Origin of the sequence: Novosphingobium sp. GV079, assembly GCF_003058045.1 — a bacterium.
Classification (GTDB): Bacteria; Pseudomonadota; Alphaproteobacteria; order Sphingomonadales; family Sphingomonadaceae; genus Novosphingobium; species Novosphingobium capsulatum.
In genome coordinates, this window is sequence record NZ_QBUE01000007.1 from 174,505 (window position 1) to 195,322 (window position 20,818).

A 20,818-nucleotide genomic window follows, 5' to 3' on the forward strand; every position below is an offset into this window, starting at 1 on the left:
CCAAAAACCGCACAGACTGCCATGTTTGAGTTCGCAACTTAATCTTCCGGTGCGATTCGGACAAAGACGCCGTCGTGTTCGGCCGACAGGCGGACTTGGCACGATAGCCGTGAATTGGCGCTACGGTGGGCAGAGGAGTCGAGCAGATCATCCTCGTCGCCCGAAATGCCGCTTTGGCCCAGCGGGCCTTCGACATAGACATGACATGTGGCGCACGAGCAGCAGCCACCACACAGGGCCAGCAACTGGTCGAAGCCATTGTCGCGAATGGCTTCCATCAGCGAAGTATCGGTATTGGCTGAAATCGCGGTGGTATTGCCCTGACGATCCACAATATTAAGTGTGATCACGAATATAAAGCCCTTGGAATGTGATCGTGCGGGCGCGTACCCAGACGCGCCCGACACAGTTTCAGTTGGTTTTCCAGCGCAAGATGAATGGCTCGCATCCGCCGACTATGCCGCCGCGGTGGCGCAGCGTCTGTCCCGGTTCCAATTCGAACTGAGGAATGCGGGCAAACCACTCCTCAAGCAGCACTTTCATTTCCATGCGCGCCAGGAATTGGCCCGGGCAGGTATGGTGGCCGCTGCCGAAGACAATATGGTTGCGCACCTTGCGGTCGAGGTCGAAATCCAGCGGCCGTTCGTTCATTTTGGGGCTCAGCGCGTACAGTTCGGTGGGTGCGACCACCATGTCTCCCGCGCGCAATTGCACTCCATCGACCACGGTATCGGCGATCACTTCGCGCGCGGAAGAAACCAGCGGCAGGCGACGCAGAGACTCGTTGATCGCGGCGTGATGGAGGCCGTGATCGGTGGCGAGGCGGGCTTGGATGTCCGGCGCTTGGGCCAGGGCTCGCATGGTAAAGCTCATGAAGTTCACCACCGTGTCCAGCCCGCCGACCAGCACCTGGATTGCCAGGCGGGCTGCCTCGCTCAGCGTCATTGGGCGGCCGTTGACTTCGCTCGTCGCGATATGAGTCAGCAGGTCGTCCCCGCCTGAAGCGCGCCGCTCCTCCAGGATTGGCGCGACATAGGCCTTGAACGCCTCGGTCGCCTGGGCCGGGGTGATGCTGCCGTCGGGGCGGGTGAACTGGTCGGCCAAGTGCTTGAGCCGGGGAAGATGCTCCACCGGCAAATCGACCAGTTCCATGAATACCCGCAAGGGCAGCTGTTCTGCGAACTCATGCACGAAATCGCAGCGTCCATTGGCGACAAAGCCGTCGATGAGGTCGGCCGTCAGCTTGCGCACCTTGGGCTCCAGCGGGTGGATTGCCGCACCATAGAGCTTGTCGTTCAAGACTTTGCGAAATGGACGATGCTCGGGCGGATCGAGCGAAAGCGGAATGAATTCGGCATAGGCTTCGCCTGCGGTCGACTTGGGCACCAGCACCACGCGGCTGGAAAAGCGCGTTGCGTCGGAATAGACTTGGCCGATCAGTTCTGGCGAAAGGGCGATCCAGTGCCCTTCGTTGTGCGGGGTCCACACGATCTCGTGTGGTGTCGATTGCTGCAACTCGGCCCAGGCCACGTGCAAGTCGAACTGGCCATGGAACGGGTTGTAGATATCGAAGTCGACGATCCGGTCCGGCGGCAGATCGACCGCCGGTGTGGCGAGAGTGGCGGTGTCGGTCATTCAAGCCTCCGCCTTGGCAAATGCGCCGCTGGGGAGTTTGGGCGCGATATCCTGCGCCAGGCGGCGCATCGATTCGTTCCAGGGCGTGGGATTGTCGATGTAGTCGTAGCTGTAGAGCAGCATGGTGCCGAAGCCCCCGCCGAGCTTGTCAGTCCAGGCTTCCAGCTTTTCGGCCACGGTCTCGGGCGAACCGACGATCCAGAAGTTGTCGGCCAGGAATTCGGGCGTAACGTCGGAAACAGACTTGTCGGTCCCCTCGACCAGCGCTTCGGCAATGCCGAATGAGTGGTAGGTGGGCAGCAGATATTCGGTCCACGCCCGGCCCATACCCCCTTCCAGGGCCAGTTTGCGCGCCTCGGCATCGGTATCTGCAACGAACACGTCGCGTACCACGCGGTGCTTGGTGCGGTCTCCCGGGCGTCCGGCCTCCGCTGCTGCCTTGGCGAAGATATCGAAATGGTCGAGCAGCGCCGAATTGCTCGAGAACACCGAGCAGGGCGAATACCCGTGGGCGCCGGCATAGCGGATTGAGGGAGAATTGGGGCTGAGACCGGTCATCGCCATCGGCATGGTGCCACCCCATGGCTTCTGATCGCGCACCGGGTGCGCCGCATCACCCTCGGGCAGGCCGGCATTCCAGAATTCGCCTTCATATTCGAAGGGTTCGCCCTTCCACACCATTTCCATGATCTTGACGGACTCGCCCATCATGCGGTGGTTCTTCGACATGTCCTTGATGCCGCGCAGCCGCGCATCGCTGGGATAGGCGCCGGGCGCCACGCCCATCTGGTAGCGGCCCTTGAGGATGTGGCTGAGCCAGGCGGCCTGGGCGGCCAGCGTGGCGGGGTGGTAATAGGGCAGCAGGTGGGCCAGCGGGCCCAGCTTGATCCGTTCGGTTTGGCGCGCAGCGGCGGCGATCACCAGTTCCGGGCTGGGAATGGCTTCCCAGTTCAGCGTGATGTGCTCACCGATCCAGTATTCGCTGAAACCCGCCTGATCGGCCGTAACAGCCTGCGCGACGGCCCAGTCGAACACTTCGGCGGGCGTGCGCTCGGGTGGCAGGAACGGCGTCTGGAACATACCAATTTCCATGGCATCTCTCTCCTTTGTGGATCAGCGTCGGGCGGCTGAATTATTACAGTTGTAATATGGATATGCCGTTTATGCCGATTCGTCCAATCATAATTCGGCGATATCGATGGAAATTAGCACATACGTTATAGCGTTGACATTTTATCCGGCCAGATTAGGCCCTTGGTGATGCCCACCACGACCGCCCCAGCCCGCAAGGTCCGTCCGCTAGCCACCGGCACGCGCGAACGGTTGATTCTGGAAGCAGAGGCGTTGTTTGGCGAGCGCGGCATCGATGGCGTGACGATGCGGATGATCTGTGAAGCGGCAAACCAGAAATTTGCCGGTTCAGTGCAGTATCATTTCGGGGACCAGCTCGGGCTGCTCTATGCCGTGTTCGAATATCGCGAGGAGCAACTTCAGCCGCAGCGCGAAGCGTTGCTCAAGGCTGGACGCAAGACGGGACAGCTGGACAATTTGCGCTATCTTTTGCGGATTTTGTTCGAGCCCAATTTTGCCATGTATGAAGAAAAGGGCGTCATTTCCTATATGCGGTGCCATGCGGCCTATCTGGCGACGCACCGGCCACGTGGCGTGCCCCATCCGGTGGACCAAGGCAGCCCGGCGACGCGCGCACTGCGTGAGGCGATGACGCTGCTCGAAGCGAGGTTGGCCGCGCTGGGGCCGCAACTGGCCGCGTTCCGCCTCGAATGCGTGGGCGCGATGTTCCTTCAGGGCGTGACGCAATATGCATCCAGTCCTGAGCATTCGGGCATGACCGCGCGGCAATTCTACGATGACATGCTCGACATGATGACGCAGGCGATTTCAGTGCTGCCGCGCACGCCGCCTAGCCCGAGCGCGTCGCCTGGGAGCTAAAGAGCGGCGGGATCAGGGCCAATTCGTCTGCCGTGGCGGCAATGTCGAGGAAATTGCCCAAGGCGCGGATCGTTGCCGCATGGTCCCGCAAGTCTTCCGGCCCGTGGTCCGGATCGAACCAGCCTTGGCCCACGGCAAAGCCGACACGCGCCACCTTGCCCGAAGAACTGCTGAAGATTTCGCCGTTGATCGCAGTGCTGGCATGGGCAAGCCACAGCACGGTGGGGGCAACAGCCTCGGGCGGGCCCATTGGGATCCGGCCCGCGCGCATGTCGGCGCGCCAGTCGCCGGCCTCGCCATTTCCCGCCCCTGACTTCCTGTAACCTGCGTCTTTCCCGCCGAAGAAGGCGTCGCGGTTCATGCGCGTGATCGCCATCGGCGCAACCGCGTTCACGGTAACGCCCGTGCCCGCCACCTCGTGCGCCAGGCACCGGGTCAGGCCTGCCACTGCCATCTTGGCGGCGCCATAATGGCCCAGCGTCGAGGCGCCGCCAAACCCGGCATTCGAGGTGGTGTTGACGATGCGCCCGCGACCTTGTGCCAGCATGAATGGCAACACCGCGCGACACATGAAGAACGTGCCGTCCACGGTCACCGACTGCATCTTGCGCCAGGCTGCATCGTCCAATTGCGCGATCGGTGAAAAGTCGATGATCCCCGCATTGTTGACCAGCACGGTCACTTTGCCGAACGCGGCAATGGCGGCGGCGACCACGGCATCGGCGTTGCCCGGCTCGGTGATCGACCGGTGGTCGGCCAGGGCACGCCCGCCCGCGCCGCGAATTTCGGCGACGACCTCGTCGGCAACCGGACGCAACTGGCCTGCACCATCGGGTTCCTGGCCGATGTCGTTGACCACAACCGCCGCGCCGCGCTCGGCAAAGGCCAGGGCATAGGCACGCCCCAGGCCACGCCCCGCACCGGTGACGATGACGACATCGTCGTCGAACCGCATCGGCCCTTGGGCAAGCGCGGTCATGCCGGAATCTCGAACAGCCCGGCGGCGCCCATGCCGCCGGCGATGCACATAGAGACCACCGCATAGCGCACTCCACGGCGCCGCGCCTCGATCAGCGCATGACCGGCCAGACGGCTGCCCGTCATGCCGAAGGGGTGCCCGATGGCAATGCCGCCGCCATCGACATTCAGCTTTGCAGGATCGATGCCCAGCTTGTCGCGGCAGTACAGAGCCTGGCTGGCGAAAGCCTCGTTGATTTCCCACAGGCCGATGTCGTCCACCGACAGGCCTGCGCGTTCCAGCAGCTTGGGAATGGCAAAGACCGGGCCGATTCCCATTTCCTCGGGCTTGCACCCGGCTGCCTGAAAGCCGCGAAAGATGCCCAGCACCGGAAGGCCTTCGCGCTCCGCCGTCTCGCGGTCCGTCAGCACTTGCGCCGAGGCGCCGTCGGAGAGCTGACTAGCGTTGCCGGCCGTGACGAAACGGCCTTCCTTCACAAGCTGTCCGTCCTTCCAGACCGGCTTCAGCTTGGCCAGGCCCTCGAGCGTGGTGTCCGGCCGCACGCCCTCGTCGGTGTCGAGTGTCATTTCCTCGCTGCCCGAGATTGTGCCATCGCGCTCGACCACGTTGCGCGTCACCGTGATCGGTACGATTTCGTCGGCGAGCCGGCCCTCGCGCAGCGCCGCGGCGGCGCGCAGGTGGCTTTCAACGGCAAAGGCGTCCTGCGCATCGCGCGGTATGCCATAGCGTTCGGCGACGATTTCGGCCGTCTCGATCATGGCCATGTAGGCGTGGGGATCGCCGGCCAGCACTTCGGCCGGTTGGGCACGATAGGTCGGTGCGTGGGCGTTGCGGGTGTGGGTGATACTTTCGGTGCCGCCCGCTACCCCCACATCGATATCGCCCGCGATGATCGCGCGGGCGATATAGGCCAGCGTGGTCAGGCCCGAGCCGCACTTGCGGTCCAGCGTGGTGCCCGGAATGGTTTCGGGCAGGCCCGAGGCAATGATGGCCGTGCGCGCCAGATTGGAGCCTTGCGTACCCCATTGCGTGCCCACCCCGATCGCCACGTCGTCGATCCGCGCAGGATCGATGCCGGCGCGGGCCACGGCGGCTTCGATCACGTGCGCGGTAAGGCGCGGGGCATCGGTGTCGTTGAAGGCGCCTTTGAAGGCGCGGGCGACGCCGGTGCGGGCAGTGGAAACGATAACGGCTTCACGCATGGTCATGGGTCCTGTTGTGGGCATCGAGAAACGCACGGGTTTCGGCGATGAACCGGGATGTGAACTGGTGGTGCAGCCAGTGACCGGCACCGGTATAATGGCTGATCTGATGGTGTTTCAGGCGGGCCAGGCGTGCCGGGCCGGGCACGGGCACCCAACTGCCTGTGCCGTAGGAAAGCTGCACGGGGCACGCGATGGCATCGAGCACGTCGTCCAAGTCGTGCGCGCGCTGGTCTTCCGGCGCGCGCAGGCGCACGCGCGGGTCGAACTTCCACCGCCAGCCTTTGTCGGCATCGTGCACCAAGGCGTGGGCTGCCAGTGCATCGACCAGCTCCGTCGCCAAGTCAGGGTGCTGTCCATGCATCCGGGCCACGGCCTCTGCCCGGGTGGGATAATGGCGCGGGCCACGCGCACGGGCCTGCGCGCGCCGGTCCAGCCATTGGCGCAGGCGCACCGCATAGGGCGTGGCCGCCGCCGCCTCATCACGCTGGATCGGCAATTCGATGCATTCGATTCCGGCAAGGGCCCATACGCGATTGGCGTCGGCCGCGGCGAGGCGCAAGGCAATGGCCCCGCCCAGGGAATGGCCGACCAACGCATAGCGCACCAGCCCAAACGCGCGCGCGATATCATGGACGTCGGCCACAAACGCTGCCAGGGCATAGCCATCCGGTCCGGCCCAGTCGCTGTCACCATGGCCGCGCAGATCCGGTACGATGACGCGATAACCGGTGGCAAGCGCGGCGGCGACACGGTCCCAACTGCGGCCGTGATCGCGCAATCCATGGACCAGGATCACGGCGGGCGCATCGCTATGGCCCCAGACGGCCACCTGGATGTGTCGCCCGTCGACGACCAGGGCCACCGTTTCAGGATGCCCGGTCATGACGCTGTCGCCAGGCTGGCCGCGCGATCACGCAGTGTGCGCCGCAGGATCTTGCCGGTCGACCCCTTGGGCAGTTCGTCGAGAAAGCGCACCGCGCTGGGCCATTTGTAGCGGGCCAGGTGGGCCACACAATGCGCTAGCACCTGATCGTCGCTCAGGGTGCAGTCCGGCCGCGTAGCGACAAAGGCTACCGGCACTTCGCCCAGCACCGCGTCGGGCTGGGCAACGACCGCCACCTCACTGATCCCGTCGATGGCGTAGATGACCTCCTCGATGTCGACCGGATAGATGTTCTGGCCGCCCCTGATAATCACATCCTTCTTGCGGTCGACGATCCAGGCAAGGCCATCGGTATCGAGAAAGCCGATATCGCCAGTGCGCAGCCAGCCATCCTGCATGGCGTGGGCAGTATCGGTCGGCGCGTTGAAATAGCCCGCCATGACATTGGCGCCGCGCACGACCAGTTCGCCCGTGACACCACGCGGCAGGATCATGCCATCGTCGTCCATGGACTCGAGCGTCACGCCGGGCAGTGCACGGCCGATGGCCTTGCCACCGGCCAGCTCGCCGACAGGATCGCACGATACCCGATGCAATGTCACCAAGGCGGTCGCTTCGGTCAGGCCATAGCCGGTGCGCACGTCAACGGCAGATCCGGCCGTGGTGACGATCCGCTGCAGCAACGCGGCGGGCACGGGGGCGCCCCCGGTCATAATGCGCCGCAGGCTGCGCAGCGCGCCGGCCCGCAGACCGGGATGATCGACGATCTTCTGCAGCATCGTGGGCACGGCAGGCATGAATGTGCAGCCATGCTCGCCGATCGCCTCGATGCAGCGGGCCGCGTCGAAGCGGGGCAGCAGCACCATGCAGGCACCGGTGACCATGATGGCATTGATGCCCTGGTTGAGCCCGAACGTGTTGAACAGCGGCAGCGCGCACAGGATCACATCCTCGGCGCCCAAGCCAAGCCAGCCGGGCGTGGCGTCGTAGTTGGCGGCGAGGTTGCCGGCGGTGAGCATGACGCCCTTGGATTTCCCGGTCGTCGCGCTGGTATTGAGCAGGAACGCCACGTCGGTCGGGGCGACGGTGGCGGGATCGGTCAGCGGCCGGGCCTTCGCCCTTGCATGATCGAGCGAGGCATAGCCGGGCAGCAGGTCCCGGCCCACGGCGCCCGCCGCGATCTTGATCGGCGGGGCCTGTGCGGGCATGCGGTCGCACCAGTCGGCGTGCAGCACGATGGCCTGCAGCCCGCAACTGTCGATCGCATGCGCCAGATCGGACTTCGTATAGGCGACGTTGAGCGGCGACACCGTGGCGCCCAGCAGCAGCAGGGCCTGTTGCACGACGATGAACTCGGGCTCTGCCGGAAGTAGGATGCCCACCCGCGTGCCCGCGCCGATGCCCAGATCGCGCAGGGCACCGGCCGTGACGCGGGCGCGTTGCGCCAGCGTCGCAAAATCGATCCGCTCGGCCCCGGCGATGATCGCCATCCGCTCGGGCGTCTGTTGCGCCCGATGCAGCAGATGCAGGGCGCGGTTGAAGTTGCGCGGCTCAGCCATGGACCAGCCGGCCTGGCGAGACTACTGCTTCGGGGATGCGATAAAACCGGGCGGCAGTGCCGCTGAACAGCGCCTGGCGCTCGGCGCCGGAGGCCGAGGCTGTGAGACGCGCGAACGCGTTCCACAGTGTGCGATAGGAGTACATCGCTTTGTCGACCGGAAAATTGCTTTCGAACATGCAGCGATTGGCGCCGAACAATTCGATGCAGGTTTCCACATAAGGCCGCCACGCCTGCGCCAGGGTGGCGGAAGAGGGCGGGCATTCCGCTTCGTGCCAGCGCGCCCCGCACACGATCATGCCAAAGCCGCCGATCTTGACTGAAACGTTGTCGCGCTTGGCCAGGTCGGCCATGTCGAGGCGCCAGCGCGCAAATAGTTCGCCGGCCCGGCCAGCATAAGGGCCGACACCCAGGATGCAGCCGATGTGATCGAGCACGATCGGCAAGCTGGGGAGTGCATCGGCCATGGCTGCCAGTTCGCCGATCTGCCCGTGATATAGCATGGCATCGTAGCCAAGGCCGAGCCGCTGGACCGTGCGCAGCCCCGCACGATAGGTAGGGTCGCCCAACAGTCCGGCGGGAGCAGGCCGGATCACCACGCCATCGGGAAAGGCCAGATCGCGTGAGACGCTGTGGCGGATACCGCGTAGCGCACCCTCGGCGGCCTGGGCATGGGCCTCGATCACGGTCTCAACCGCATCGCCCAGGGCAAGGTCGGCAAAGGCGACGATCGCCGACGCGACGTGGGGCAGCCTCTGCGCGCGGGCCGCGCGGGCGATAGCTGCCACCTTCTCGGTTTCGCCGATGGGGGCAAGGTGGGCGGGGCCGTTGTCGCGATAGCCATAGTGAGCCTGGACGAAGACGGTGGCCTTCACGCCCGGTACCGTGGCGAGATCGTCGGCCAACTGGTCGAGCAGATAGGGATGCCCATCCTGGACCCACAGGTGATGGTGCGAATCGATGATCGGGAGGTCCGGATCGAGCAGGGGCTCTTCGTGCCGCGCGAGCCAGGCAGCGTTGGGTGGCGGGTACCGAAACCGCCCCGTTACATCTAGTCCCACATTCCGCTCCCTCGCCTTGTTCTATCCGATAATGTTTCGGGGAAAATGAAATTGCAAGGCCCAAAAACCGCAGATATCACGGGTAAGATCGCGCATATACTGAAATTCCATCTCCAAAATTCCGACGAAACGTCGAATTTTGTTTTTGACATCGGCGACGCGCCGGGCATACAAGATGGGGGAGAGGCCGAAGGAGTCCGCAGCGGCGAATTTCGGCGAATGACAGGGTGAGGAAGCCAATGGGTCTCAGTAAGGTTGCGGTGCTCGCCTCCGCACAAACCGAGTTGCGTCCGGCGTGGCGTGACGCGCAGCACATCGATCTTATTTCGTCCGTCGTCGCCAACGTGTTCAAGGGCACCGGCCTGACGCTGGACGATGTCGATTTCGTCATCGACTCCGGCAGCGACGTTCTAGACGGTCGCTCGATCTCAAATTGCGGTTTCCTGGGCGCGCTTGGCGCTCACCACAAGGAAGAGGCGCGCGTCGAGGAGGACGGGCTGTGGGGCGCGCTTTATGGCGTCAACAAGATCCGCTCGGGCGCTTCGTCGATCGGACTGATCGTTGCTTATTCCAAGCCTTCGGAATCCGACATCGACCTTTACTGGTCGGCGATGGTCGAGCCGTTCTACCAGCGCCCGGTGGGCTTTGGCCAGAAGGCCGCCCTGGGTATCCAGGCGCAGCGCTATCTTGCCGCGCACGGGATCACCGATGAAGCCCTTGCCGCGATCGTGGCCAAGCGCTGGGCCGACGCGGCCGCCAACGGCAACGTGGCAATCGATACCTTGCCCGATGCCGCGGCCGTGTTGGCTGGCGACGAGGCGGCGTGGCCGCTGACGGATTTGATGATTTCCCGCCCGCTCGATGGCGCGGTCGCCGTGCTGATTTGCAACGAAGACGTGGCGCGCCGCACGGGGCGTCCGCCGGTGTTCATTACCGGCATGGGCACCAGCCTGGAAACGCACAACTTTGCCGACCGCAGCATCAACCGGCTGGATTCGGTCGCGGCCGCCACGCGCATGGCGCTGGGCAAGGCCGGTTGGGACAAGGCGGCAGCCGACGTGGTCGAAACCAGCGGGAGTTCCGTCGTGGGCGAATTGCTCGCGCTCGAAGGACTGGGCCTGGCGGCTGCGGGCCGGGGCGCCGAGATCGCGCTCGATCCGGCGGTCAACGCTTCGGGTGGGGCGCTGCCGGCTGATCCGATCATGGCAACTGGCCTGGTTCGGCTGGCCGAGGCGGCCAAGCGGCTTTCGACGCCGGTTGCGGCAGGGGCAAAGGCTCCCGCGACCGCACTCGTTCATGGCACCGGCGGTGTCGCGATGCAGACCAACTGCGTCTTCACTCTCGAGGTTTGATCATGGGTCGCGAAGTAGGAATCGTTGGCGTCGGGCAGACGCATCACGCGCGTCGCCGTACCGACGTCAGCCAGGCAGGCCTTGTGCGCGAGGCCGTGGACCGGGCATTGGCCGACGCCAATCTGTCGATGGACGACATCGATACGGTGGTGATTGCCACCGGGCCGGTGCTGTTTGCCGCCGTGAACCAGCCCGAAAAGTGGGTGGTCGATGCGATCGGGGCGCAAGGCAAGTCGGTGGTGCGGCTTACCAGCGGTGGCGGCGCCGGGTTTGCCGGTGCGCTGGCTGGCTATTACCAGGTAGCCGGCGGCTATTCCGACCGGACGCTGGTGGTTGCCTACGACAAGCTGTCCGAAGGTCAGCTGCAGTACTCGATCTCGACGCTTTACGATCCCTTCTGGGGCCGGGAATTCGCGGTAGGGATCATGGGCTTTTCGGCCGCCTACTGGCGCGCCCGCATGGACGTGCTGGGTCACACCGAGGAAGCGGCGGCTATGGTTGCGGCCAAGAACCGTAACAACGCCCTCAAAAACCCCTATGCGCACCAGAAGAAGGCGGTGACGGTCGAGGATGTGCTGGCGTCCAAGCCGCTGTGCTGGCCGATCAAGCTGCTCGACGTGCCGCCGATTTCCGACGGTGCCGCAGCGATCGTCTTGGCGTCGGACAAGGTGGCGCACCATTCGACCACGCGCCCAGCCTGGATCCGTGGCATGGCCTATTGCTGTGAGGCGGACAATGCGCCGGAGCGCTCGCTGATGCTGTCCGAGCCGCTCGCCATCGCATCGCGCCAGGTCTATCGTGCCGCTGGCATCACCAACCCGCGTCGCCAGTTCGACGTGGTCGAGGTGCAGGAACCGTATTCCTGCTTCGAATTGAACTATTACGAAAGCCTGGGCCTATGCCCGCCGGGGCAGGCGGCGGACCTGGTGGCTTCGGGCGCGACGCAAGTCGATGGCGACATTCCGGTCAATCCCTCGGGCGGGTGCATGGGCGCAAATCCGATCGGTGCGGTTGGGGTCATTCGCCTGATCGAGGCGGCGACCCAGGTGATGGGCCGCAACGAGACGCACCAGATCAAGGACGCCAAGCTGGCGCTGGTCCAGTCCGGCGGCGGTTGGGCCAACTTGCGCGGCTGCGCCGTGCTTAGCGCCTGAGGAGGGATAGACGATGTTCTACGCACCTGAAACCGCACCGATCGATCTGCCCACGTTCAAGAGCACGATCTCGCTGCCCTACACGCTCACCCCCGGCAAGTCGGCGGGGACGTTCCTGGCCGAAATGCCCAATCGCCGCATCGTCGGCACGCGGTTTGCCGATGGCGCGGTGATCGCGCCGGGGCAGGATTTCTCGCCGGTCGATGGCGAGGAGCCGGTGGCCCTCGTCCAGGCGCCGGAAACCGGCGAACTGACGGCCTTTACCCGCACCGGTGGCGTGGTTCTCGGCCTTGTCCGGCTGGACGGCTGCCGCAATGCCTTCGTGCACAAGATCCTTGCCGATATCGACACGCTGGCGGTGGGACAGCGCGTGGCAGCGCGCTGGTCGACCAGCGAGCAGGGCACGTCGATCACCGCGATCGAAGGCTTTGTGCCAGCGCCCGACGCTCCGGTTGGGGATGTGTTGCCACTCGATACCCCGGCCGAACCGCTTGGCGTAATCAACTATGCCATGGCGCTGCACTATGACCATGCCTACGGCCCCTATTACGGCCGCATGTTCGACGAAATCCGCCAGAATGGCGTGGTCATGGGGGTGCGTGGTTCCAACGCCGACGAGGCCCTGCTGCCCCCGCGCGAGATCGACGACATCACGCACAAGCGCACCGGCACGTGGAAAGCCTGCGCCGATACCGGCACGATCCGCGCCTGCTCGCTGATCAACATGGAGGTCTATGGCCAGACCCGGCCGGTGCCCTATGCCTATGCCGAGATCGTGCTCGACGGCGCTTCCACCAAGATGATCCACATCGTCGAAATCGATGACCTGGAAACCGCCAAGCAGACGATCAAGCCCGGCACGCGCGTGCGCGCGGTGTGGACGCAAGGCGAACGCAAAGGTGCGGTTTCCGACATCGAGCGTTTCGAGGTGATCGGCGAATGACCCACTGGACGGTCACCACGCTGCGCATCGGCGAGCTATACCTGCAGCACGGCGGGGCCATCGTGCGCGATCCCGTGCACGTGTGGCTGGTGCGCGGCGCGGTGGCCGGCAAGGCGGTGAACCTACTGGTCGATAGCGGCATGGCCGACATTCCAACCGTGCATCAGCGCCTGAAGGTCAAAGGTTGGGGTGGCGGCCACGCCGCGCTGACTGCGGCCCTGGGGCAAGAGGGGCTGGGGCCGCAGGACATCGACTATGTCGTGTGTACTCACCTGCATTTCGACCATGCCGACAACCTCGACCTGTTTCCCCAGGCTTGCGTGGTGGTACAACGGGCCGAACTGATGGCGGCGGTCGACCCCGTGCCCTCGCAGCGGATCTTTTACTGGAAATCCACGCTGCGCAACCTGATCGAGCGCAAGCGACCAGCGCAGTTGCGCCTGGTCGAAGGCGACACCGACCTTCTCCCCGGCATCCGCGTGCTGAGCGTGCCGAGTCATACCGAGGGCATGCAGGTGGTGGTGGTGACGACGGAAAAGGGGCGCGTCGCGCTCGTTTCGGACCTGGGCGATCACTATCGCTATTGGTATCCAGCCGATCCGCGCGCGACCGACCACCCGCTGCGTTCGCTGTCCGACGCATTCCTTACCGGAAACATCCGCAGCGAGAGTGAGCGCGTGTGGCAAGCAGCCATGCGCCGCGTTCTGGACAATTCAGATATCGTCGTGCCCGCGCACGACTTCCGCATCCCGCTGCGCATGCCGGAACAGTGGTTTGCCATCCCGGACAGCACCGACGGCGATCTGGCGCACGTGCCGCCGGCCGACGACGAAAATTGACAGGGGCCGACATGGACTACGAGAACATTATCTACGATGTGAGCGAGCGCATCGCCACCATCACGCTCAACCGGCCCGACGCAATGAACGCGACGACGGACCAGCTCTACAGCGAACTGCAGCACCTGATCCCGCGCATCGCCGCCGATCCGGGCGTGTCGGTGGTGATCCTGACCGGTGCGGGCCGTGGCTTTTGCGCCGGTGCCGATCTCAAGGCCAGCAAGGACAGCCTAACCCCGCTGCAACGCCGCGCGCGCCATCGCTGGATCCTCAAGGAAGTGCTCGAACCGCTCTACAAGCTGGAAAAGCCGGTGATCGCGGCGGTCAACGGGGCAGCGGCAGGGGCTGGCGCCAATATAGCGCTGTCGTGCGACATCATCATTGCCAGCGAAAAGGCCAGTTTCATCCAGGCTTTCGCCAAAGTGGGGCTGATGCCCGATCTGGGCGGCATGTTCTTCCTGTCGCGCGCGGTCGGGATCAACAAGGCCAAGGAACTGTGCTTTACCGCGCGCAAGGTTCCCGCCGAAGAAGCGCTGGCGTTGGGCATTGCCAACAAGGTCGTTCCGCACGACGCGCTGATGGACGAGGCGCGTGCCATGGCGCGCCAGATCGCCGCTGGGTCGCCCACGGCCATGGCCATGAGCAAGCGGCTGCTCAACATGTCGCAGACCGCGACGTTCGAGCAAATGCTGGAGTTTGAAGCCTATTCCCAGACCATCGCCTATCTCACTCCCGAATACCGCGAGGGTGTCACGGCGTTCCGCGAAAAGCGCGCGCCCGATTTTGCCGGGGCCGCCGAGCGAGCTTCGGCGGGCCAGGACTGACAGGGAGCACCGCGATGGATTTCAACTACACGCCTGAGGAGAGCGCGTTCCGGGCCGAACTGCGGGCGTGGCTGGCCGATGCGCTGCCCAAGGGTTGGGGCGACACCGTATTCGAGCCCGAGGACGAGCACGAACGGGCGATGTTCCGGCTCGATTGGGAACGCAAGCTCCACGCCGGCGGCTGGAGCGGGATCAACTGGCCCAAGGAATATGGCGGGCGCGGCGCGACGCTGATCGAGCGCGGCATCTTTGCCGAGGAAATGGCCCGTGCCTCCGCGCCCGAGGGCATCAACATCATCGGCCACAATCTGGCCGGGCCAACCATCCTCGCCCACGGCACCGAGGCGCAAAAGCAACGCTTCCTGCCGCCGATCATTTCGTCCGACGAAATCTGGTGCCAGGGATTTTCGGAACCCAATGCCGGTTCCGACCTCGCCTCGGTGCGCACCCGCGCGGAGCTTGTGGGCGACAAGTTCATCGTCAACGGCCAGAAGATCTGGACCAGCTATGCCCAATATGCCCAGTGGTGCTTTGCCCTGGTGCGGACGAATCACGATGTGCCCAAGCATCGGGGCCTGTCGTTCCTGCTGATCGACATGCGTTCTCCGGGCATCACGATCCGCCCGCTGCGACAGATTTCCGGCGAATCCGAGTTCAACGAGACCTTCTTCGACAATGTCGAAGTGCCGGTGGAGAACGTGGTCGGAGCGGTCAACGAAGGCTGGAAGATCGCGATGACCACGCTGGCCTACGAGCGCGGCCCGGAAGATGCGCTGGGGCGCCAGGTCCGCTTCAAGCAGGAACTGGACAAGTTGGTCGCCACATTGTGCCAAACCACGCAGGGCGGCCGCGCCGCGATCGACAATCCAGCGATACGTCAGCGCCTGGCGCGGGCCATTACCGAGATCGAGATCATCCGGCTCAACGCCCTGCGCTCGTTCAGCCGCTATCTCGATGGTGCGGATCGCGGTGCCGATGCCTCGATGACCAAGCTCTACTGGAGCCACGCTGCCCAGCGCATGTACGAATTGGCGATGGACGCGCTCGGCCCTGTCGCGCCGATATCGGGTCACGATCCAGCCGCTCTCGCGCTGGGCCGTTTCCAGCTCAGTTGGCTGCAATCCAAGGCCTTCACCATCTACTCCGGCTCGTCGGAAATCCAGCGCAACATCATCGGCGAGCGCGTGCTCGGGCTTCCGCGCTGACGCGCGGCTGCTGCAAGGATACTGAACCATGTATTTTGCCTTTGACGAGGACCAGAAAAGCCTGGGCGATACCGTCGCCCGGCTGCTTGCCGACCAAGACGGGTTGCGCGCGCCAGACCTGGGTCGTGATGCCGTCGACCCGGCGCGTACCGCGCTGGCCGAGCTGGGCCTGTTTGCCATGATGGTGCCCGAGGAACAGGGCGGAGCAGGGCTCAAGGCTGTCGATCTTGCTCTTTCGCTGGAAGCCCTGGGTGGCGCGCTTGCTCCGGCAGCGGTGCTTGATGCTCTGCTGCTCTCCGAAGTGTTGGGTTCGCATGGCACGGCGGCACAGCGGGACGCATTCCTGCCGCCGCTTGCCGCTGGCGAATTGCGCGTTTCCGTCGCCCTGTCTGAAAAGGGCTGCGACGACGCGCCCCATGCGGTGCTGGCGCGCGTGTCCGACGGGAGGTTGACCGGAACCAAGCTGCTGGTCCGCGAGGCCGCCGATGCAACCCACTTTGCGGTGGCGGCACAGGGGCCCGCCGGGCCAGGCCTGTTCCTCGTGTCGGCGAAAGCCGCTGGCGTCTCGATCCGGGCGCACCAGGACATCGATCCCACGTCGGGCCTGGGCGCTGTAACGTTCGACGATGTCGTCCTCGATCCCGACGCATTGGTCGGCGCTGGCCATTCCGCTGCGGCAGTCGAGCGCCTGTTCGATGGCGGGGCGGCAATGAGCGCCTGCCTGCAATTGGGCATCGCGGCACGGATGCTGGATTCAGCCGTGGAATATGCCCGAACCCGTGTCCAATTCGGCAAGCCGATCGGTTCGTTCCAGGCGCTCAAGCATCGCTGCGCCGATCTTGCCGTGGCATTGGAGGCCGCACGGTCGGCAACCTATTATGGCATCTGGGCTTATTCCGAGGATGCCCCCGATCGGGCCCGCGCCGTGTCCATGGCCAAGGCCTATGCCGGCGAAGTGGTGCGTGAGGTTTGCAACGAGGCCATCCAGATCCACGGGGGCATGGGGTTCACCTGGGAACTGGGCCTGCACCGCTATTTGCGCCGCGCCAAAGTGATCGAACATGCCTTTGGCGCCGCCATCTGGCACAACGAACGGATTCTGATCGAAACCCTGCGCGACGAGTTTGGGCAAGACGCCACCGTGGATCGGAAAGTGGCCTGAGCGATGGCCGCCGCCGGTTCGATTCCGATCGATAACGAGTGATGGTTCCGCCTGCGGCATGACGTGGGCTGATGGAAGGGAGAGCGTGGGGTATGGCCCACATTGATTTTCTCGACGAGACGATGCGCGATGGCCAGCAGAGCTTGTGGGGCTTGCGGATGCGTGCGGGAATGGCCTTGCCGGTCACTCCGCTGATCGACCGCACCGGCTTCAGCACGATCGACCTGACGGGCGGCGGCATGCTCGACGTGCTGACGCGTTATTGCCAGGAGAACTATTGGGAGGGCCTCGACCTTCTGGTCGCCTCGATGCCCAATACGCCGTTGCGGGCGGGCCTGCGTGCCAATGCCAACGTCACGTTCGGGATCACTCCGCCGGCCTTGATGGACTTGTGGGTGCAGCGGCTTTGCGCGCACGGCATCCGTTCATTCTGGATCTATGATGTGCTGTTCGGCATGGATAACATGCTGCGCCTCGCCAAGGTTGCCAAGGAGGCCAATGGTGCCTGGGTGGCTGGGGCGATCATGTTCGCGCTTTCTCCGGTGCACACGGATGAATTCTTCATCGCGAATGCGAAGAAGCTGGCGGACAGCCCGTACATCGATTCCATTCTGCTTTATGATACGGCGGGAGTTCTGGAGAAGGACCGGATCCAGCAACTTGTGCCTGGGCTGGTCCAGGCAGCCGGCGGCAAGCCGATCGAATTTCACTCGAACAACCTGCTCGGGCTTTCGGCCAAGGCCTATCTCGACGCGATCGACTGCGGGGTTTCGGTTATCCACACCGCCAGCAGGCCGATGGCCAACGGTCCTTCGGTGCCCTCCACCGAGATCATGGCGCGTAATATCCAGTTGCGCGGCCATAGCCACAGTCTGGATGAATCGCTGTTCCAGCCCGTGGCCGACCATTTCCGCGCCGTGGGCAAGGCATCGGGCAACCTTGTCGACCAATATGCCGAATACGACGAGTTCTCGATCCAGCACCAGATTCCCGGCGGGATGATGGGGACGTTCAAGGCCCAACTGGCCATGCACAAGATGATGGACAAGCTGCCCGAGGTGCTCGACGAAGTCGCCGCCGTGCGCCGCGACCTGGGCTATCCGGGCATGGCCACGCCGTTCAGCCAGTTGGTCGGCATCCAGGCGGTGCTCAATGTCGTCACTGGCAAGCGCTATGGCACCGTTCCCGACGAAGTGATCCAGTATGCGGCCGGTTTCTATGGCGAACCCGTGGCGCCGGTCGATGCCGATGTGCTGGACCGGATCATGGCGGCGCCCCGCGCCAAGGACGTGATGGCCCAGCCGCCGGAAATGCCCGATCTCGACACGCTGAAGAAGCGCTACGGCACGCAGGACGAGGACGAACTGCTCTACCGCGCGTTCGTGCCGCAGCCCGATATCGACAAGATGCGCGCGGCCGGGCCGGTGCGTCGCGATTATCCGCTGCTCTCGTCGCCCGAACTGGAAGACGTGCGCAAGCTCATGCAGGTCGCGACGCTGCCGGTGGTGGAAATCAAGTCCGAAGGCCTGAGCCTAAGCCTTCGCCGTTGAACGCGCTCCCAGGGGGGCAAGCCGCCACGCCACGGCGTGCTGAAAACCAAAACCAGAGGATGGTTCTGAGCCATGACGCACAAACCAGTCATCGACAATCCGGTCGATCAGGTTCGCCTGCTGATCGAGGAGTTCACCCGGTCCGGGATCGCGACGCTGCACATGCGGTCCGGTCCGTTCGAACTGCTGCTGTCCAACGATCCGGCGGCCGGCGCGCTGGTCACTGCCCAGCCTGCCGCGGCCGCGCCGACTACGCCCGCTGCTGCCGCAGCTGTGGCGCCGGCAGCAACGCCTCCGGCGTCAGCGGCGCCAGCCGCAGCACCCCCGGTGACCGCGCCCGGTGCCATTCCCGAAGGCGCAGTGATCATCGTTGCGCCCAATCTTGGCACGTTTTACCGCGCGCCCAAGCCCGGTGCGGCGGCCTATGTCGAAGTAGGCGGCAAAGTGGGCGGCGAAGATGAAATCTGCCTGATCGAGGTGATGAAGCTGTTCACGGCCGTCAAGGCGGGGCAGGCCGGCACGATCGTCGCCGTATTGGCAGACGATGGCGCGATGGTCGAGGCGGGGCAGCCGCTGTTCGCCCTGATGGCCGACTGATGGCGATCCGGCGTCTCTTTGTCGCCAATCGTGGCGAGATCGCTTTGCGCATAGTCCGCGCCGCGCAGGCGCTCGGGATCGAGACGGTCGTGGCCGTATCCGATGCCGATCGCGACACTGCGGCGGCGCGACTGGCCGATCGGGCGGTCGTGCTGGGGCCGGCGCAGGCTGCGCGAAGCTATCTCGATCCACGCCTGGTCGTTCATGCGGCCAAGGCCAGTGGTTGTGACGGCCTCCATCCCGGTTATGGCTTCCTGTCGGAACGGGCCATCCTGCCCCGGCTCTGTGCTGAAAACGGGATCGCTTTTGTCGGCCCGGAACCCGATGTGATCGACTCGCTGGGCGACAAGATTCAGGCGCGGGCCATGGCGCGCGCGGCCGGGGTGCCGCTGGTGCCGGGTTGCGATGGCGTGGCGACCGCTGCAGACGCCCGCCGGGAAGGGGATCGGATCGGCTATCCCGTGCTGCTCAAGGCCGCAGCCGGCGGCGGTGGGCGCGGCATGGTCATTGCCCACAACGGCGACGAGGCCGAAGCCGGCTTCCACCGCGCCTCGGCCGAAGCGGTTGCCGCCTTTGGCGATGGCACGCTGTTCATGGAACGCTTCGTGCCCCAGGCCCGCCATGTCGAGGTCCAGCTGATGGGCGATGGCAAGGGCGGAGTGGTGCATTTCGGCGAGCGCGACTGTTCGGTGCAGCGCCGCTACCAGAAGCTGATCGAGGAAGCGCCCTGCGTGGCCATGCCGGATCACTTGCGCCAGCAGTTGCACGAAAGCGCCTGCGCGCTGGCAGCTTCGGTCAACTATCGCAACGCCGGCACGTGCGAGTTCCTCTATGACGTGGCGCGCGAAGAATTCTACTTCATCGAGGTCAACGCCCGCATCCAGGTGGAGCATCCGGTCAGCGAGATGATCGCAGGCTTTGACCTGGTGCAGGAGCAGTTGCGCATTGCCGGAGGGTCGCCCCTGTCCGTATCGCAGGACCAGGTCAGGCTCACGGGCCACGCCATCGAATGCCGCATCAACGCCGAAGACACCGCACGCGATTTCATGCCCTCGCCCGGGCGGATCACGCGCTGGGCGCCACCAACCGGCGAGGGAGTGCGTCTCGACAGCCATATGTCGGAAGGGGCGATGATCCCGCCCTATTACGACAGCATGATCGGCAAGCTGATCGTGCATGCGCCAACGCGCGATCTTGCGATCGACCGGCTCGACGCTGCGCTGGCCGATTTTCGCGTGGAAGGCATCGCCACGACCATCGGCTTGCATCGCGAAATCATCGCGCACCCGGATTTCCGGGCCAATCGCATCCACACCCGTTGGCTTGAACAAGTGCTGCTCGCCGAACGTAAAGGGGCCGCCGCATGATCGCACTGGACGACAACGCCCGCCGCACGATTACCAATGCGCGCGCCTTGCTCGACGCGATGCTGGCGAGCGGCTGGCAGCAGGTTTGCCTGCAAAGCGCGGAAGGGGATTTCTTCCTGGCCCGTTCGCCGGGGACGCCCAATCCGCTGCTGGCCCCCGCACCCGTGGTGGCGCCGGCCGTGCCGCCTCCGCCGCCGGCGATCGCCGCGCAGGCTTGCACGATCAGAGCACCGCATGTCGGCACGGTGGCATGGTTGTTGCCTATCGGGAGCCAGCCGGGCAAGGGTGACGCGGTGGCGCGGCTGGCTGTGCTCGATACGCTGGTCGATGTGCCCGCGCCGCTGGCCGGGGTGGTCGTATCCCATGGGATGGCTGCGAACGACCTTGCCGAATACGGCACCATCCTGCTCGGCATGGAGGGCTGATATGGCGTCGATAGCGCGCATTGATCCCTCCGTCCGCACCGACTGGAGCCGCGAGGAAATCGCCGCATTGTTCGACCTGCCGTTTACCGAGCTGGTGTTCCGCGCCGCCGCCGTGCACCGCGACCATCA

General features: G+C 64.8%; 20 protein-coding genes. 12 read left to right on the forward strand and 8 right to left on the reverse strand.

Going from position 1 to position 20,818, the window contains the following annotated elements; translation table 11 throughout:
- Window positions 1-38: 38 nt before the first annotated feature.
- The 3 genes from C8K14_RS11675 to C8K14_RS11685 form a co-directional block, all read right to left on the reverse strand.
- Window positions 39-350 carry a 2Fe-2S iron-sulfur cluster-binding protein gene (locus tag C8K14_RS11675; RefSeq protein WP_062787461.1) on the reverse strand — a complete coding sequence of 104 codons (312 nt, stop codon included), beginning with the start codon at window positions 348-350 and terminating at the stop codon, window positions 39-41.
- Window positions 351-411: 61 nt separating this feature from the next.
- Entirely contained in the window at window positions 412-1,635 is a 1,224-nt protein-coding gene (locus tag C8K14_RS11680) for a cytochrome P450 (protein ID WP_107716784.1), read from the reverse strand.
- A complete protein-coding gene (locus tag C8K14_RS11685; RefSeq protein WP_062787467.1) occupies window positions 1,636-2,727 on the reverse strand; it encodes an LLM class flavin-dependent oxidoreductase in 1,092 nt (363 codons plus the stop codon).
- 168 nt (window positions 2,728-2,895) lie between these two features.
- Here C8K14_RS11685 and C8K14_RS11690 point away from each other — a divergent pair, with 168 nt between their 5' ends.
- Entirely contained in the window at window positions 2,896-3,585 is a 690-nt protein-coding gene (locus tag C8K14_RS11690; protein ID WP_062787470.1) for a TetR/AcrR family transcriptional regulator, read from the forward strand.
- Here C8K14_RS11690 and C8K14_RS11695 read toward each other — a convergent pair.
- Genes C8K14_RS11695 through C8K14_RS11715 form a run of 5 tightly spaced genes read right to left on the reverse strand, consistent with a single transcriptional unit; the run spans window position 3,557 to window position 9,271 of the window.
- Window positions 3,557-4,564 carry an SDR family NAD(P)-dependent oxidoreductase gene (locus C8K14_RS11695; protein WP_107716785.1) on the reverse strand — a complete coding sequence of 336 codons (1,008 nt, stop codon included), beginning with the start codon at window positions 4,562-4,564 and terminating at the stop codon, window positions 3,557-3,559. The two genes, C8K14_RS11690 and C8K14_RS11695, sit on opposite strands and share 29 nt — an antisense overlap.
- Window positions 4,561-5,766, reverse strand: a complete 1,206-nt coding sequence (locus tag C8K14_RS11700) for a thiolase family protein (RefSeq protein WP_107716817.1) — start codon at window positions 5,764-5,766, stop codon at window positions 4,561-4,563. The genes C8K14_RS11695 and C8K14_RS11700 overlap by 4 nt, the downstream gene beginning before the upstream one ends.
- A complete protein-coding gene (locus C8K14_RS11705; protein ID WP_199223725.1) occupies window positions 5,759-6,652 on the reverse strand; it encodes an alpha/beta fold hydrolase in 894 nt (297 codons plus the stop codon). Before C8K14_RS11705 ends, C8K14_RS11700 begins: the two co-directional genes overlap by 8 nt.
- Window positions 6,649-8,211: a class I adenylate-forming enzyme family protein gene (locus tag C8K14_RS11710; protein WP_107716786.1), complete on the reverse strand. Its 1,563-nt coding sequence runs from the start codon at window positions 8,209-8,211 to the stop codon at window positions 6,649-6,651. Before C8K14_RS11710 ends, C8K14_RS11705 begins: the two co-directional genes overlap by 4 nt.
- On the reverse strand, window positions 8,204-9,271 hold the full coding sequence (locus C8K14_RS11715; RefSeq protein ID WP_062787478.1) for an amidohydrolase: 1,068 nt from the start codon (window positions 9,269-9,271) through the stop codon (window positions 8,204-8,206). The genes C8K14_RS11710 and C8K14_RS11715 overlap by 8 nt, the downstream gene beginning before the upstream one ends.
- Before the next feature lie 239 nt (window positions 9,272-9,510).
- On the opposite strand from C8K14_RS11715, the gene C8K14_RS11720 reads away from it, so the two are divergent.
- The 11 genes from C8K14_RS11720 (at window position 9,511) to C8K14_RS11770 (ending at window position 20,689) form a co-directional block, all read left to right on the forward strand.
- Complete coding sequence (locus C8K14_RS11720; protein WP_107716787.1) at window positions 9,511-10,623, forward strand: 3-ketoacyl-CoA thiolase; 1,113 nt, start codon at window positions 9,511-9,513, stop codon at window positions 10,621-10,623.
- A gap of 2 nt (window positions 10,624-10,625) precedes the next feature.
- Window positions 10,626-11,777, forward strand: a complete 1,152-nt coding sequence (locus tag C8K14_RS11725; RefSeq protein ID WP_062787484.1) for a propanoyl-CoA acyltransferase — start codon at window positions 10,626-10,628, stop codon at window positions 11,775-11,777.
- 13 nt (window positions 11,778-11,790) lie between these two features.
- On the forward strand, window positions 11,791-12,720 hold the full coding sequence (locus C8K14_RS11730) for an OB-fold domain-containing protein (RefSeq protein ID WP_107716788.1): 930 nt from the start codon (window positions 11,791-11,793) through the stop codon (window positions 12,718-12,720).
- On the forward strand, window positions 12,717-13,559 hold the full coding sequence (locus C8K14_RS11735; protein WP_107716789.1) for an N-acyl homoserine lactonase family protein: 843 nt from the start codon (window positions 12,717-12,719) through the stop codon (window positions 13,557-13,559). The genes C8K14_RS11730 and C8K14_RS11735 overlap by 4 nt, the downstream gene beginning before the upstream one ends.
- An 11-nt stretch (window positions 13,560-13,570) precedes the next feature.
- Window positions 13,571-14,383 carry an enoyl-CoA hydratase/isomerase family protein gene (locus tag C8K14_RS11740; protein ID WP_107716790.1) on the forward strand — a complete coding sequence of 271 codons (813 nt, stop codon included), beginning with the start codon at window positions 13,571-13,573 and terminating at the stop codon, window positions 14,381-14,383.
- A gap of 14 nt (window positions 14,384-14,397) precedes the next feature.
- Window positions 14,398-15,588 carry an acyl-CoA dehydrogenase family protein gene (locus C8K14_RS11745; RefSeq protein ID WP_107716791.1) on the forward strand — a complete coding sequence of 397 codons (1,191 nt, stop codon included), beginning with the start codon at window positions 14,398-14,400 and terminating at the stop codon, window positions 15,586-15,588.
- Window positions 15,589-15,616: 28 nt separating this feature from the next.
- Entirely contained in the window at window positions 15,617-16,750 is a 1,134-nt protein-coding gene (locus tag C8K14_RS11750) for an acyl-CoA dehydrogenase family protein (RefSeq protein ID WP_107716792.1), read from the forward strand.
- A gap of 92 nt (window positions 16,751-16,842) precedes the next feature.
- Window positions 16,843-18,300: a pyruvate carboxylase gene (locus C8K14_RS11755; RefSeq protein ID WP_107716793.1), complete on the forward strand. Its 1,458-nt coding sequence runs from the start codon at window positions 16,843-16,845 to the stop codon at window positions 18,298-18,300.
- A 72-nt stretch (window positions 18,301-18,372) separates the two neighbouring features.
- Window positions 18,373-18,897 carry a biotin/lipoyl-containing protein gene (locus C8K14_RS11760; protein ID WP_062787505.1) on the forward strand — a complete coding sequence of 175 codons (525 nt, stop codon included), beginning with the start codon at window positions 18,373-18,375 and terminating at the stop codon, window positions 18,895-18,897.
- Window positions 18,897-20,264: an acetyl/propionyl/methylcrotonyl-CoA carboxylase subunit alpha gene (locus C8K14_RS11765; protein WP_107716794.1), complete on the forward strand. Its 1,368-nt coding sequence runs from the start codon at window positions 18,897-18,899 to the stop codon at window positions 20,262-20,264. Before C8K14_RS11760 ends, C8K14_RS11765 begins: the two co-directional genes overlap by 1 nt.
- Window positions 20,261-20,689 carry a hypothetical protein gene (locus C8K14_RS11770; RefSeq protein WP_107716795.1) on the forward strand — a complete coding sequence of 143 codons (429 nt, stop codon included), beginning with the start codon at window positions 20,261-20,263 and terminating at the stop codon, window positions 20,687-20,689. The genes C8K14_RS11765 and C8K14_RS11770 overlap by 4 nt, the downstream gene beginning before the upstream one ends.
- Window positions 20,690-20,818 lie beyond the last annotated feature (129 nt).

What these genes read in the sequence shown, in the direction of transcription:
- C8K14_RS11765 (WP_107716794.1), top strand. Translation starts at nt 18,897, where the DNA reads ATGGCGATCCGGCGTCTCTTTGTCGCCAATCGTGGCGAGATCGCTTTG.
- C8K14_RS11680 (WP_107716784.1), bottom strand. Translation starts at nt 1,635, where the DNA reads ATGACCGACACCGCCACTCTCGCCACACCGGCGGTCGATCTGCCGCCG.
- C8K14_RS11745 (WP_107716791.1), top strand. Translation starts at nt 14,398, where the DNA reads ATGGATTTCAACTACACGCCTGAGGAGAGCGCGTTCCGGGCCGAACTG.
- C8K14_RS11695 (WP_107716785.1), bottom strand. Translation starts at nt 4,564, where the DNA reads ATGACCGCGCTTGCCCAAGGGCCGATGCGGTTCGACGACGATGTCGTC.
- C8K14_RS11700 (WP_107716817.1), bottom strand. Translation starts at nt 5,766, where the DNA reads ATGCGTGAAGCCGTTATCGTTTCCACTGCCCGCACCGGCGTCGCCCGC.
- C8K14_RS11770 (WP_107716795.1), top strand. Translation starts at nt 20,261, where the DNA reads ATGATCGCACTGGACGACAACGCCCGCCGCACGATTACCAATGCGCGC.
- C8K14_RS11690 (WP_062787470.1), top strand. Translation starts at nt 2,896, where the DNA reads ATGCCCACCACGACCGCCCCAGCCCGCAAGGTCCGTCCGCTAGCCACC.
- C8K14_RS11725 (WP_062787484.1), top strand. Translation starts at nt 10,626, where the DNA reads ATGGGTCGCGAAGTAGGAATCGTTGGCGTCGGGCAGACGCATCACGCG.
- C8K14_RS11760 (WP_062787505.1), top strand. Translation starts at nt 18,373, where the DNA reads ATGACGCACAAACCAGTCATCGACAATCCGGTCGATCAGGTTCGCCTG.
- C8K14_RS11710 (WP_107716786.1), bottom strand. Translation starts at nt 8,211, where the DNA reads ATGGCTGAGCCGCGCAACTTCAACCGCGCCCTGCATCTGCTGCATCGG.
- C8K14_RS11740 (WP_107716790.1), top strand. Translation starts at nt 13,571, where the DNA reads ATGGACTACGAGAACATTATCTACGATGTGAGCGAGCGCATCGCCACC.
- C8K14_RS11730 (WP_107716788.1), top strand. Translation starts at nt 11,791, where the DNA reads ATGTTCTACGCACCTGAAACCGCACCGATCGATCTGCCCACGTTCAAG.
- C8K14_RS11705 (WP_199223725.1), bottom strand. Translation starts at nt 6,652, where the DNA reads ATGACCGGGCATCCTGAAACGGTGGCCCTGGTCGTCGACGGGCGACAC.
- C8K14_RS11735 (WP_107716789.1), top strand. Translation starts at nt 12,717, where the DNA reads ATGACCCACTGGACGGTCACCACGCTGCGCATCGGCGAGCTATACCTG.
- C8K14_RS11750 (WP_107716792.1), top strand. Translation starts at nt 15,617, where the DNA reads ATGTATTTTGCCTTTGACGAGGACCAGAAAAGCCTGGGCGATACCGTC.
- C8K14_RS11720 (WP_107716787.1), top strand. Translation starts at nt 9,511, where the DNA reads ATGGGTCTCAGTAAGGTTGCGGTGCTCGCCTCCGCACAAACCGAGTTG.
- C8K14_RS11685 (WP_062787467.1), bottom strand. Translation starts at nt 2,727, where the DNA reads ATGGAAATTGGTATGTTCCAGACGCCGTTCCTGCCACCCGAGCGCACG.
- C8K14_RS11755 (WP_107716793.1), top strand. Translation starts at nt 16,843, where the DNA reads ATGGCCCACATTGATTTTCTCGACGAGACGATGCGCGATGGCCAGCAG.